Annotated in this window: 15 protein-coding genes; all 15 read right to left on the minus strand. The window is 35.9% G+C overall.

What is annotated here, in order from left to right; translation table 11 throughout:
* Positions 1-3 precede the first annotated feature (3 nt).
* Positions 4-1218 (minus strand): flagellar hook-length control protein FliK, encoded by a 1215-nt coding sequence (locus tag FS486_RS00270; protein WP_144509254.1) that lies wholly within the window; start codon positions 1216-1218, stop codon positions 4-6.
* Between the two features lie 33 nt (positions 1219-1251).
* The gene (locus FS486_RS00275) at positions 1252-1851 is read right to left on the minus strand and encodes a MotE family protein (RefSeq protein ID WP_144509255.1); all 600 of its coding nucleotides are present in this window, start codon (positions 1849-1851) and stop codon (positions 1252-1254) included.
* Positions 1852-1859: 8 nt separating this feature from the next.
* Positions 1860-2309: a flagellar export protein FliJ gene (gene fliJ / locus FS486_RS00280; protein ID WP_144509256.1), complete on the minus strand. Its 450-nt coding sequence runs from the start codon at positions 2307-2309 to the stop codon at positions 1860-1862.
* A gap of 1 nt (position 2310) precedes the next feature.
* Positions 2311-3633: a flagellar protein export ATPase FliI gene (gene fliI / locus FS486_RS00285; RefSeq protein ID WP_144509257.1), complete on the minus strand. Its 1323-nt coding sequence runs from the start codon at positions 3631-3633 to the stop codon at positions 2311-2313.
* 5 nt (positions 3634-3638) lie between these two features.
* Complete coding sequence (gene fliH, locus FS486_RS00290) at positions 3639-4418, minus strand: flagellar assembly protein FliH (RefSeq protein ID WP_186321276.1); 780 nt, start codon at positions 4416-4418, stop codon at positions 3639-3641.
* Positions 4402-5415 carry a flagellar motor switch protein FliG gene (gene fliG, locus FS486_RS00295; protein ID WP_144509259.1) on the minus strand — a complete coding sequence of 338 codons (1014 nt, stop codon included), beginning with the start codon at positions 5413-5415 and terminating at the stop codon, positions 4402-4404. The genes fliH and fliG overlap by 17 nt, the downstream gene beginning before the upstream one ends.
* A 128-nt stretch (positions 5416-5543) precedes the next feature.
* Positions 5544-7133, minus strand: coding sequence for a flagellar basal-body MS-ring/collar protein FliF (gene fliF / locus FS486_RS00300; protein WP_144509260.1), 1590 nt, complete (start codon positions 7131-7133; stop codon positions 5544-5546).
* Positions 7134-7190: 57 nt separating this feature from the next.
* Positions 7191-7496: a flagellar hook-basal body complex protein FliE gene (gene fliE / locus FS486_RS00305; RefSeq protein WP_144509261.1), complete on the minus strand. Its 306-nt coding sequence runs from the start codon at positions 7494-7496 to the stop codon at positions 7191-7193.
* A gap of 23 nt (positions 7497-7519) precedes the next feature.
* Entirely contained in the window at positions 7520-7981 is a 462-nt protein-coding gene (gene flgC / locus FS486_RS00310; RefSeq protein WP_144509262.1) for a flagellar basal body rod protein FlgC, read from the minus strand.
* Positions 7982-7983: 2 nt separating this feature from the next.
* Complete coding sequence (gene flgB, locus FS486_RS00315; protein WP_144509263.1) at positions 7984-8376, minus strand: flagellar basal body rod protein FlgB; 393 nt, start codon at positions 8374-8376, stop codon at positions 7984-7986.
* A gap of 616 nt (positions 8377-8992) precedes the next feature.
* Complete coding sequence (gene codY, locus FS486_RS00320) at positions 8993-9772, minus strand: GTP-sensing pleiotropic transcriptional regulator CodY (protein ID WP_144509264.1); 780 nt, start codon at positions 9770-9772, stop codon at positions 8993-8995.
* Between the two features lie 83 nt (positions 9773-9855).
* Positions 9856-11253, minus strand: a complete 1398-nt coding sequence (gene hslU, locus FS486_RS00325) for an ATP-dependent protease ATPase subunit HslU (protein ID WP_144509265.1) — start codon at positions 11251-11253, stop codon at positions 9856-9858.
* Entirely contained in the window at positions 11250-11798 is a 549-nt protein-coding gene (hslV, locus tag FS486_RS00330; protein ID WP_144509266.1) for an ATP-dependent protease subunit HslV, read from the minus strand. The genes hslU and hslV overlap by 4 nt, the downstream gene beginning before the upstream one ends.
* Before the next feature lie 50 nt (positions 11799-11848).
* Complete coding sequence (gene xerC, locus FS486_RS00335) at positions 11849-12742, minus strand: tyrosine recombinase XerC (RefSeq protein ID WP_144509267.1); 894 nt, start codon at positions 12740-12742, stop codon at positions 11849-11851.
* Between the two features lie 72 nt (positions 12743-12814).
* Positions 12815-14125: an FADH(2)-oxidizing methylenetetrahydrofolate--tRNA-(uracil(54)-C(5))-methyltransferase TrmFO gene (gene trmFO / locus FS486_RS00340; RefSeq protein ID WP_144509268.1), complete on the minus strand. Its 1311-nt coding sequence runs from the start codon at positions 14123-14125 to the stop codon at positions 12815-12817.
* Positions 14126-14142: the final 17 nt, after the last annotated feature.

The raw sequence follows: 14142 nt of genomic DNA on the forward strand, positions 1-14142 counted from the left end.
CTATTAAACCTCCATTTCCTTCAAAAAGTCTTCGAAATTAGAAATTTCTTCTTTTTCTTCTTTATTAGTTTCTTGTTGTTCTTGTTGGTGCTGTCTAAATGATTCTTGGAAAGATTGATTGCGTTCCTGTCTAGAAGTATCTTGCAAAGCTTGTGTGATTTCCAATTTATCTAATTGAATATTTTGACTTACCAAGCCTTGTTTCAATTGATGAGAATGCGAATCTAATAGTTCTTTTCCAAGGGCAGTAGACGCTAGCATTTTAGTTGTAAGCATGCCATCTTTTTGAATTAGTTCTATACGTATTGTTCCTAAATGTTCCGGATACAGTTTTACTACAAGTCGGTTTGCTCCACCTGCTTGACCAAATTGGACACGGGACATGGCTTTTTGTAGTTCTTTCATAAGTTCTTCAGATTGAGCAGGTTTTTCATTAGGGAGCGTCACTGAGACGGTTTCCACCTTTGTCTGAACAATCGTTGGTGATTGACTCTGTATATTCGTAGTGACTTCTTTAGTATCTATCACTTTTTCAGTAGAAGTTGCCATTTGTTTAATAATCACTTGCTGCACGACAGGTCTCATCGCTTGTTCTAATGTTAGGGTCTTCGTATTATTCGGTATTAATTGTACATTTTCTTCAGTCGCTAAATCTTTCGAGACCATTTCTTTAATACCTTCAATTAATTGCTCTACATCAAATAATGTCGATTCCTGTTTAAATGTCAGATCTGATTTTTTCCCAATTAATTGAACCACTTTTAACAATTGTACAGCTTCTTTTGCTTCAAGCGGATTTACCGATCCTTGACCATTTAAGGACTGAATGATGGTATCTGTTAGCTTACTTGCTTGTTCGTTAATACCTGCTAGCAAATCCCAAACATTGGAGTCATCCATATCATTAGGATCTGAATCTTCTCCTAGCAGCTTACCTAGTAATTCTTTCAATTCCTTTGGTTTTACTGCTAAATCATTGGAACCTAGTAATGTTTCTAACTCTTCCAAAGTTGATGATTCAAGAATAGCTTGTAAGTCCCCTATAATATTCTGGTCTTTCATATTAACTATTACTTCATTTGGCTGTTGTATTTGTTGGTTTGATAAGATTTGACCAAATACATTCCCAAAAATTTGATTGGATTCAATCGGTAATTCTTGACCTTTGGATTGGAGGGTAATATTATTCCCCATGTTTACTAACGTCGCGATATTCAAGTCTTTTCACCTCCTTTCAAATTAAAGAATAGCTTATTGTTTTGTCATAAGCTCTGTATATTTTGCAGCATCTTCTGGTGTCATTTTTTCATAAATTTTTGCTACCGTATCGGGTTTTAAACTAGTTAAAATACGTAAAGCTTCTGCATCACTCATTTTCGCAATAACGGGTGCTGCCGACTTAGCAGACATTTTTTCGAAAGTAGAAACTATTTCAGCATATTCTTGTTTCGTACTTGTTTGTTCTCTTTTAAGCGTTTCAATTTCGTCCAGTAATCTTTGTTGTTCTACTAAAAGGGCTTCGTTTGATTTTGCGGAATTGTCTATCTCTGTTTGCAATTTTCCAATCTGAGCTTCTTTTTCTTGAATATCGGCTTGTAACGAAACGACTTTAGTTTCTAGACGTTCAGTTTGTACATCTGTTGTTACTGTTTGGGCTTGGTCTGAACTAGTAATTTCTTTTACTTTTTCAAAAACATTTATATTTGCTATTTGTGCAACAATTAAGAGCAGAGCTAAAGCAAATAAAAAAGGAATGATAAACCAATACAAAAACATTTTCATCTTGCTAACACCTTTTGAATCTTCTTTCACTTGTTGAATGCTTTTATCCGATTTGTTCCGTTTAGCCATGCTACTACTCACCTAATCTCTTTGTTTTGAAACTTTAAAGAAGAAATTTCATCTAATTGTATTGTTTCTAATCGATTTTGTTCTTGTTGGAATTGCTCAAAGTCTTTTTCTTTGATTTTTTCAAACTTACGAACTTCCAACGACTTTTCTACTAACTTTTCTTCAAACCAATTCATTTTCGAACGCGCTTGTATTACTTCTTTTTGAACAATATCAATTCTCTTTTGTAGACCTTCTATATAGTTTGAATAATGGTGAACTGCATCAATCGATAACCCTAACGTCAAGCGATCATTTTGAACATCCATTGTATTTTCCTTCTTTTTCAGAAGATCGTATAATTCAGTAGCTATTTTCTCAAAAGTGTTCACCGATTCTTTATAAGCAATTTCCGTTTCTGACTTTTCTTGTTCTCGAATATTTAACACTTTTGCAAATTTATATTGATACGCAACCATTTTATGAACCACCACCTGATAGTTTCACTAATTCATCCACAGTCGAATTTAACGATACTTTGTCTAAATAGCCTTGCTTTAAAAAAGAGGTAATAAGAGGCTCATATTGTATAGCTTCATCAATTTCTTTAGAAGTGCCTCGTTTATATGCCCCTATATTGATCAAATCCTCTGATTTATTGTACGTAAAATATAAATCTCGCAATCGTTCAGCAGCTTTTTTATGGTCCTCATCCGAAATATGATTCATTAGACGACTGATGCTCTTTAGAACATTAATCGCTGGATATTGCCCTTTATTGGCCAATGAGCGATCGAGTACAATATGTCCATCCAAAATCCCTCGTACGGTATCTGCAATCGGCTCGTTCATATCGTCCCCATCTACTAACACAGTATAAAAAGCTGTAATTGTTCCATGCTCATTTGTTCCTGTTCGTTCCAAAAGCTTCGGTAAAATTGCAAAGACGGAAGGAGTATATCCTCTTGTAGCGGGAGGTTCCCCAACTGCTAGTCCTATTTCCCGCTGTGCCATTGCTACTCGTGTAACAGAATCCATCATTAGCATGACATTTAAACCTTTATCTCGGAAATACTCCGCAATCGCAGTAGCAGTAAAGGCCCCTTTAATACGCATTAAAGCAGGTTGATCAGATGTGGCTGCAACAACAATTGACCTCTCTAATCCTTCTTTACCCAAATCTCGCTCAATAAATTCACGAACTTCTCTACCGCGTTCTCCTATAAGTGCAATAACATTTAAATCGGCATTTGTATTTCTTGCGATCATACCAAGTAGAGTACTTTTTCCGACCCCAGACCCGGCAAATATACCTACCCGTTGGCCTTTACCGATTGTTAACATACCATCGATTGCTTTTACTCCTACTTCCATTCGTTCATCGATTGGTGGACGAGTAAGAGGATTGGGTGGATCCTGTTCCGTACCAACAGTCATTAATCCTTTAGGTAGTACTGTACCATCAATTGGATTCCCCATAGAATCGAGCACTTTTCCAATTAACTCTGCGCCTACCTTTATCTCTAAAGGACTATTCGTTCCTTCTACCAAACAACCAGTAGAAATTTCTCGAATATTTGTATATGGCATGAGAACAACTATTTCTTCTTTAAATCCGACTACTTCAGCAAGAATAATGGAAGGACCGTTTTTAGAAGAGTTTATATGAATTTTACAGACGTCCCCTATGGAACTCTCAGGACCTTGTGATTCAATCATTAATCCAACAACACGACTAACACGACCATATTTTTTAAATGTAGGTACACTCGATATTTGTTGAATTAAATCGGCCGCTTTCATCACATTCACTCCAAGTTATCTATCATATTCACTAATTTTTGTCGTAGTTCTTGCAATTGTTCATCTATGCTTACAACAATTCTTCCATGATTGGTTTCAATATAGCAATCTGTTTCATTCATCTCATCGTCTACGAAGATCATAAATGGCACGTCAATTGGAAACAAAGAGGCAAGCTCCTCACGATTACTAGATACTAATGCAAAATAAGTAGGAGAAACATACAATTTAATCTCTTTCATTTCTCTTGCTTCTTTTAAGCCTCTTTGAACAATGGATAAAAACAGTTCTTCATTTTCCTCTAGCTTTGTCCCTATAATTCGTTCAGCTGTACGAAGACCAAGTTCCAAAATAATCTGTTCTTGCTGTTGCAAATATTTCGCTGCATTTTCATGAGCTATTTGCATCGTTTCGTTTGCAGTTTGTAATGCACCTTGCATATCGGAAAGCGCCTTTTGACGTCCTTCCTCCAGACCTTGCGTAAACCCCTCATCGTAAGCTTGCTTTTGGAATTCCAGCTTTTGTTCGTCCCAAACTTTTCGTTCATGCTCAATATATTGAGTGGTTTCTTCTATTTCATTTGATAAAGTAGCTTTTTTCTGAGAAATCTCTTGTTCTACTTCTTGGAGCATCTTTTCTCTTTCTTTTAAAATTATTTCCAAAGAAAGAGGTTGTTCCGTGTCCAATTCTTCTTGAACATACAGATTTTTTATTTGAATAGGTTTTATCTTTTCACTGTTTTCACTTACTTGAACGCTTCGGAAAATCTTAGACAATAATGTCATCTCCTCCACCACGTGCAATAATTATTTCACCAGCATCTTCTAGCCTTCTAATGACGGTAACAATACGAGATTGTGCTTCTTCCACGTCTCGCAATCTAACAGGACCCATAAATTCCATCTCTTCTTTAAATGTGTCTGCCATACGAGTAGACATATTCCGGAAAATAACGTCTTTTACTTCTTCGCTGGATACTTTCATCGAAAGTAGCAGGTCCTCATTTTCACAATCACGAATAACGCGTTGAATCGAACGATTATCCAATGTAACAATATCTTCAAACACAAACATTCTTTTCTTAATTTCTTCTGCAAGTTCAGGGTCTTGGATTTCTAAAGCATCCAAAATAGTTTTTTCTGTTGTACGGTCAACACCATTTAAAACTTCCACCACTGCATCAACTCCACCGGTTTCTGTGTAATCTTGCGTGACGGTCGAAGAAAGCTTTCTTTCTAATACTGATTCGATTTCACTTATAACTTCAGGTGAAGTAGAATCCATTGTTGCTATACGCTTGGCGATGTCCGCTTGCACTTCCTGAGGCAAAGAAGAAAGAATTATTCCCGCCTGCTGTGCTTCTAGATAAGATAGAATAAGCGCAATTGTTTGTGGGTGTTCATTTTGTATAAAGTTAAATAATTGTGTCGGCTCTGCACGTCTAGCAAAATCAAAAGGTCTTACTTGCAGGGAAGACGTTAAGCGATTAATAATGGACTGGGCATGTTCTGTACCAAGTGCTTTTTCAAGAATGGTTTTGGCATAACCAATACCACCTTGTGAAATATAATCTTGTGCAAGTGCGATATTATGGAACTCTTCAATAATATCTTCTTTAATTTCGGGCTCGACTTTTTTCACACTAGAAATTTCTAATGTCAAACGCTCGATTTCTTCTTCATTTAGATGTTTATAAATGGAAGCTGACACTTCAGGCCCAAGTGAAATCAATAAGAGTGCAGCTTTTTGTCTCCCACTAAGTTCTTTTTCTTTCTTATTCATGGCCGTCCCCCTTATCCATTATGACTTAGCAATAATTGCATCCAGATTGTTAGCCCGGCATACTGTTTAAAGCCTGTTAAAATCTGTGATATTCGGCGAAGACTTTAACTTTATTTCCTTGAATAAAGTTAATCCTCTGCTATCCAAGTACGTAACAATTTAGCAAAGTCATCTGGTTTATCTTTAGCCATTTTTTCTAGTTGTTTTCGTCTTAAAGTAGCTTCTGTTTCTTTTTCATCATTGATATCGTCAATTTTTAACTCTTCTCTTTGTTCTTCGAGAATAACTAATTCTTCCTCGTCTTTTCTTCTAGATCGAATAATAAAGATTATTAGAAGAATAATTGCAGCTAATAAAATTCCTCCAACTACATATGCCCACCAAGGAATTACAGATGTTTTTTCTGCAGTAGCCACAGCTTTGCCGTTAAATGGTTGAACAGACACAACAATTTTTTCTTGTAATTGTTGTTCCGACAACTCGCCTACTTCCTCTTTATCAATAGAAGTTCGAATAATAGTCGCAAGAATTTGTTCTATGTCGCCTTGTACCCCATTTGGCATAGAAGATATATCTTCAGCATCAGGTGGCTCAACCATTACTTGAATACCGATATCTCTAATTTTATATGGACTTTCAACAATTTCTTTACGAATACGATTCACTTCGCTGTTTATCATATCTTCTGTTCTTTCATAGTCACCGTTTGCATTAGAACCTTCGACATAGTTTGTAAAATTATCTGTTGCATCCTCTGCTTGTGGTGTTCCACCTGCAACTGGATTATTTCCAGTAAACGTCTCTGAAATTCGTTGTGCACTAATTTCAATACCTGCCATATTTTCTTCATCCACAGGCTCAACTAAATTTTCTTCTCTATTTTCTTGTTTGAAATCAATATCTGTTGTTACAGAAACAACTACTTTATCTTGCCCCATTAAGGTACTTAACATTGTTTGTACTTGTCTTTGCAAATCTCGTTCAATAGTTTTCTTAATGGCCATTTGATCTGTAGCGCTTGCTCCACCTGTACCTGAGTTTGCCGATTTCAAATCAAAGTACTCGAAAAATTGATTAGTGATAACAATATTTTCTTTTGCTAAATTAGGAACTGATTTAGAAACCAAATTGTATAAGGACAAGATTTGAGATTCAGTAAATTGATATCCTGGTTTCGTATTTAGCACAATTGAAGCACTTGCAGATTCGTTACTTTGAGATAAAAAGACACCTTCTTCTGGTAATGTAATCATTACTTTCGCATCTTTTACTCCTTCTACACTTTTAATCAAGTTTGCTAATTCAGTTTGCATAGAAGCTAGCTTCAATACATTAAACTCGTTATCCGTCATACCAAAACCAGCATTTTGAGAGAAGAAACTATAATCAATCATTCCTGACTCTGGAAACCCTTCTGCTGCTAGTTGAACTAATAATGAGTCCACTTGTTCTTTGGGAACTAAAATGGATGTACCACCCGCAGCAATCTCATTTGGAACTCCTTGAGCATCCAGTGTTTCTTTTATACGTCCTATTTCTGAAGGTGCGGCATCTGAGTATAGTGGAACAAATTCTGTTTTGGTTAAAAAGTAAGTAAGTACAACTGCAAATAATATAACAGCTGCCACACTTCCTATTAGTGTTCCTTTTTGCGTTTTCGTTCTACTTTTCCAAAATGCAGTTATGTCATTTGTAATTTTTTTTATACGCTCATTCATTAGTATCCTCCGGCTATGGTGAATATTTTAAATCGATATTTAGCGATAACCGAGAGTTTAGACTGGCATACGCATGATTTCTTGATACGCTTCGACTACTTTGTTTCTGATTTCCAATGTTGCATTCAGTGTAATACTTGCTTTTTGTGAAGCTATCATCACATCATGCAATTCTATATCTTCACCACGAATTAATTTCTCTGTAGCAACATCGGATGCTTGTTGATTTGCATTTACAGATTCAATTGCGCTTTTCAAAAAATCGCCAAATTTTCCTTGTGCTTCTGCGGAACTCAATTTTGAAGTGGTAGATGCAGGATTTATTTGGGAAGGATTAAATAGTGAAATAGATTCAATCGCCATATTTAGTCAGCCCTTCTTTCTTCTTATTTTCCGATTTCAAGTGCTTTCGAAAGCATTGCTTTATTCGCATTGAAAACCGTGACATTCGCTTCATAAGAACGGGTCGCTGATATTAAGTCAACCATTTCTTTTAGGGGATCTACATTGGGCATTTCTACATACCCTTCTTCATTTGCATCAATATGCGTTGGGTCATATACCATTTTAAATGGTGTTTCTGTATCTTCGTTTATTTTTGATACTTTTACACCATGTCCTAAGCTGTCTTTTTTCGCAGTTCCCATTGCGACATTTAAGAAATTTGAAAACTTCCCTTCTAATGGCTGTAATGTAACTGTCTTTCTTCTATATGCTTGCCACTCTCCGTCGACAAGTTTAGAGCGAGTAGTGTCAACATTCGCCATATTAGAGGAGATTACGTCCATACGAAGACGTTGTGCTGTCAATGCGGACGCGGTTGTGTTCATCCCGTGAAAAATCGACATAATTAGCCTCCTCCTTTAATAACAGTTTGTAATGTATTTAACTTTCCACTTACCCGGTCGACTAAAGCATTATAATATAGCTGGTTCGTCGCAAGATTCGCTTGTTCTTTATCCATATCGACACCATTTCCATTACTGCTGTACCGAAAATTTGAATAGTCGAATACTCCTGAGTTGCTAGTACTCATTTTAAAATCAATATGTTTTTCTTCCGTTCTATAAGCAGAGACAGTACTTTTCTTTGCAGCTGATAGAAATTCGTTAAAACTAACACTTCTTGCTTTATAATTCGGAGTGTCAACATTTGCTATATTTTGCGCAATTGTCTTTTGTTTCGCCGCCGAAAAATCCAAACCTTTTTCCAAATTTGATATTGTTCCGCCAAAAATACTCAACTTTTTCACCTCATTCTACCTTTTTCGCCATTTCTTTTAATAATTATCTATGAAAATCATAATAATCTCATTGTAATGAAAATGTAACAAAGTGTCTATTCTATTTTTTATGAATTAATAGGTCCTTTATACTTTTATTCGCTAATAATCGACTTATTTTATGTCGAATCTACTCAATTGTTAATTTTTACATACATGACCAATATAAATCAACTGAAATCTATTACATTTCACAAAAAATTAATATTTCATATATTCAAACAAATGTTAATGAGATTTCCTATTTTTAATAGAGAAATAATACCCCATCAGTTGATTATCCATCTTTTGATATTAAGGAGAAAGAAGTGGCATGTTAGTTTATGTTTGAGTTCGTTTATAGGTAATTATGCGCGGGCAAATGAGCCACACCAACGACGCTTAAGCAGTAGAGATAACTCATCCAGCTCACCTGGCAGAAAACGTCCTCTAGTATCGAAAATCATAGCGGTCGCTTGGACAGCCGTGAAATAATATATTAGTAAGCAACTTTTGCTTTATCCCTTATTATTTAATTCATAGCATTCAAAAAGCCTCTTCCACACACAAGTGGAAGAGGCTAAATTAATTTAGTTTCTTATTTCATTTTTAGTTGCGCCAACTCAGCAAGGAATTTATCGTTTAGAACTTTAATATAAGTTCCTTTCATCCCTAATGATCTAGATTCAATTACACCAGCACTTTCAAGTTTACGTAATGCATTAACGATAACAGAACGAGTAATACCTACACGGTCAGCAATCTTAGAAGCAACAAGTAGTCCTTCGTTGCCATCTAGTTCTTCAAAAATATGTTCAATCGCTTCTAATTCGCTGTATGATAAAGAATTGATCGCCATTTGTACAACTGCTTTGCTACGTGCTTCTTCTTCAATTTCTTCTGATTTTTCACGTAGAATTTCCATCCCAACTACAGTAGCGCCATATTCCCCTAAGAGTAAATCATCATCATGGAATTCTTGTTGTAAGCGTCCTAGGATTAAAGTACCTAAACGTTCACCGCCACCAATAATTGGTACAATGGTTGTTAAACCATCTTTAAATAATTCACGATTTTCCTCAGGAAAAACAGAATGTTGACTAAACACATCTAAATTCGATGATGTTTCGTTTACATAGAATAAGTTTCTTGTATATTCTTCTGGGAATTGGCGCTCTTCCATCATTTTAATCATACGATCATTTTCAATTTGTTGATGAACTTCAAAACCAAGTAATTTACCTTTTCTACTAACGATAAACGCATTACATTCAATTACATTGCTTAATGTTGCTGCCATTTCTTTAAAGTTAACTGGTTTACCAGCAGATGCTTGTAGCATCGAGTTAATCTTTCTTGTTTTGTCTAATAAATTCATTTTAGTATCCTCCAATTAATGTTCATATTTATTTTAATATTCTAAAGGTTTTCAATTGTTTTTGGAACAGCCAATATTCTATTTTACAGTATAAATTGCGATAAATCTTTGTTTTTCACAATATTGTCAAGTTTTTGATCGATATATGCCGGAGTAATTTGAATATGGGCGGGAGAAATGTCGGAAGCTTCATAGGAAAGCTCCTCTAAAATCTTCTCCAAAATAGTATGAAGTCTTCTTGCTCCGATATTATCGGTTTCTTGATTTACTTCATAAGCGATTTCCCCGATTCTTTCAATCGCATCATCTGTAAATGTAATAGTTACCCCTTCAGTTTGTAGTAGTGCTACGTATTGTTTAACTAACGAATGTTGGGGTTCTTTCAAAATTTTCACGAAATCTTCTTTTGTTAACTTCTCCAGCTCTACACGAATCGGAAAACGACCTTGCAATTCTGGGATAAGATCTGATGGCTTTGACATATGAAAAGCTCCCGCCGCAATAAATAAAATATAATCTGTTTTAACTGCACCATATTTAGTAGTAACGGTAGAACCTTCTACAATCGGTAAGATATCTCGTTGAACACCTTCTCTTGAAACATCGGCAGAAGAATTACTTCCATTCTTACTTGCAATTTTATCCATCTCATCGATAAATATAATACCGGCTTGTTCAGTTTTTTCTATTGCGATTTGTGCTATTTCATCATTATCTATTAACTTACCCGCTTCTTCATGCACTAAAACTTTACGTGCATCTTTGACTTTCATTTTTCTTCTTTTCTTTTTCTTTGGCATTAAACTAGAAAATGCATCTTGCATATTCATTCCCATGCTTTCCATGCCACCGCCCTGCAAGGCGTCAAATAAAGATGGTGTTGCTTCTGTTACCTCAACTGTTACTATTTCATCTTCGAGTTTGCCATCTCTTAAATCTTCGGCAATTTGCGAGCGTTTTAAACGTACGTCTGTATCTTCGGTATCAGAAGTTTCATCATCGGTTTTTCCTCCACCAAATAGAGCTTCAAATGGATTTTGATTGGAGTTCTTTTTCTTTAAAGAAGGAACTAATAATTTAACGATTGCATCATTTGCTAAACGAATGGCTTGATCTTTTACTTCTTCCATTTTCTCTTCTTTTACGATGCGAATTGCAGCTTCAACTAAATCCCTAACCATCGACTCCACGTCTCTTCCGACGTATCCGACTTCTGTAAATTTAGTAGCTTCAACTTTGATGAAAGGTGCTTTTGTAAGTTTTGCAATCCTTCTAGCAATTTCTGTTTTCCCAACACCTGTTGGCCCAATCATTAAAATATTTTTTGGAATTACTTCATTTTTCATATCTTCTTCTAGTAATTGTCTTCTATAACGATTTCGAAGTGCAATCGCAACTGCTTTTTTTGCAGTTTCCTGTCCTACTATATAGTTATTTAGATGTTCTGTAATTTGTTTCGGGGTTAAGTTTGCTTCTCTCATTCACCTAAAACCTCCACAATAATTTGATGATTCGTAAAAACACAAATATCAGCAGCAGTAGTTAAAGACGCAACAGCAATTTCTTTTGCAGTCAGTTTGTCTCCAGCGTACTGTTTTAATGCTCTACCGGCAGCAAGTGCGTAATTACCACCTGAACCTATCGCAAGTATTCCGTCGTCTGGTTCAATTACTTCACCGGTCCCCGATACTAACAATAAGTTTTTACTATCCATTACTAAAAGCATTGCTTCTAGTTGCCTCAGCATTTTATCCCCTCTCCATTGCTTCGCAAGTTCAACAGAAGCACGTTGAAGGTTTCCATTAAACTCTAATAGTTTGCCTTCGAACATCTCAAACAACGTGAATGCATCGGCTACAGACCCTGCAAATCCAGCTACAACCTGACCATTAAATAATCTTCTTACTTTCTTGGCTGTATGTTTCATCACTACTTGATTTCCTAGAGTAACTTGCCCATCACCTGCCATAGCATGGGAACCATTATGACTAACTGCAAAAATCGTTGTTGCATGAATATTAGACATTTTACCTTTACCTCCAATATATCAAATTCGATGTCGTATCCTATTGCGCACTAAGCCCTAGGATGCGCATTCATATACGTTTTTCGTAAATGCTCTTTCGTTACATGGGTATATACTTGAGTAGAAGATAGATGAGCATGGCCTAATAACTCTTGAACACTTCTTAAGTCTGCTCCATTGTTTAATAAATGAGTGGCAAATGTATGTCGCAGCATATGTGGATAAATTGTCGAATGCATCGATGCTTTTTTCATCATTCCATTTAAAATATACCTTACTCCATCGGTCGTCAAATGTTCGCCCCTACTATTTACAAATAAATAGGGATGGGATGTTTTTTTCATCAGTTTCGGTCTACTATTTAACATATAGTCTTCTACTGCAGCAAGAGCATAATCACCGACTGGCACATATCTCTCTTTCCTACCTTTTCCCATAACACGAACGACCCCATAGTTGCTATCTATATGACGTAATTCAATAGAAGTAAGTTCGCTAACGCGAATTCCTGTTGCATACAATAGTTCAAGTATTGCCATATTACGAAGAGATAAAGGATCAGTTCCTTTATTCCCTTCAAACAATTTTTCCATCTCTTCCTCGTAAAAGAAATGAGGTAGTTTTTCTTCTTTTTTCGGATGATATAACGATTGAAAAGCATCATCCCGTATATTATATTCTTTATGTAAAAATTTATAAAAGGACCGTATAGAGGATATCTTCCTAGAGATAGAAGTTCTCGCTAATTGTTCGTCGTATAAATTTGTCACATACAATCTTGCATGGATATACTCTACATCACCTAAACTATTTACTCCTTCTGCTTCTAGAAAATTGATAAACTGTTTTATATCTTTTTCATATTCTTGGACGGTTAAATTCGAGTAATTTTTTTCTAATTGAATATACGCTATAAAAGAATGCAATTTATCTAATTCAATCATGCAAAACAACTCCGATACATTTCCATAGTAAAAGCCTCTAAAAGTATACATCTTTTTAGAGGCCTAAAGCAATTATATCGCAGTATTTTTCATAAAATTTTGAATCGTCGTCAAAGCTCTATTCGCTAACTGTTCTGTTCTTGCTTTTTTATCTCTAACTTTGGGTTGTAATTCTGGAAATAATCCAAAATTGATATTCATAGGTTGAAAGTTTTTCGGGTCTGCCTCTGTAATATATCGCGCCATGCTGCCTAATGCAGTTTCGCTCGGAAATACTACCAGCTCCTCGCCTTTTGCTAATTTAGCTGCATTAATACCTGCTAAAAGTCCACTTCCAGCTGATTCTACATAACCTTCTACCCCTGTCATTTGGCCAGCAAAGAAAATTTGTTGATTCGCTTTTAATTGATAAGTCGGTTGTAAAACATATGGCGAATTGATGAACGTATTTCGATGCATAACACCATATCTAACAATTTCGACATTCTCAAGACCTGGGATTAATTTTAACACTTCTTTTTGAGGACCCCATTTTAAATGCGTTTGGAAGCCTACGATATTATATAACGTTCCAGCAGCATCATCTTGTCTAAGCTGTACTACCGCATATGGACGTTTCCCTGTTTTAGGATCTTCTAGTCCAACTGGCTTCATTGGGCCAAATAATAATGTTTTTCGGCCACGTTCTGCCATTACCTCTACTGGCATACAGCCTTCAAAGTATATTTCTTTCTCGAATTCTTTTAAAGGTACTACTTCCGCGGCTACCAATGCATCGTAAAAACGGTTAAATTCGTCTTCTGTCATTGGACAGTTAAGATAAGCAGCCTCACCTTTATCATAACGTGATTTTAAGTATACTTTGTCCATATCAATGCTATCTTTTTCTACAATTGGTGCAGCAGCATCATAAAAATATAAGTATTCTTGTCCAGTTACTTCCTTCACTTTTTCTGCAAGTGCCGGAGAAGTTAAAGGTCCTGTAGCAATGACTGTAATACCTTCAGGGATTTCTGTTACTTCCCCATTGACAACTTCAATTAATGGATGATTGCGAATCGCATCTGTTACTCTTCCAGCAAAATCATGTCTGTCTACTGCAAGTGCCCCACCAGCTGGAACACTGCTATTGTCAGCACTCTGAATAATAAGAGAGTCGAGCATGCGCATTTCTTCTTTAATAACACCTACAGCATTCGTTAAATTATTTGCTCTTAGGGAGTTGGAGCAAACCAGCTCCGCAAATTTATCTGTATGATGTGCAGGCGTTTGCTTTACGGGACGCATCTCAAAAAGTCTTACTTTTACGCCTCGCTTCGCAATTTGCCATGCAGCTTCGCTTCCAGCAAGCCCTCCACCAATAACGTTTACAATTTCAGTCATGTTGTATCCTTCTTTCT

The organism is Bacillus sp. FJAT-22090 (assembly GCF_007676755.1).
In the GTDB taxonomy this organism is placed as follows: domain Bacteria; phylum Bacillota; class Bacilli; order Bacillales_A; family Planococcaceae; genus Psychrobacillus.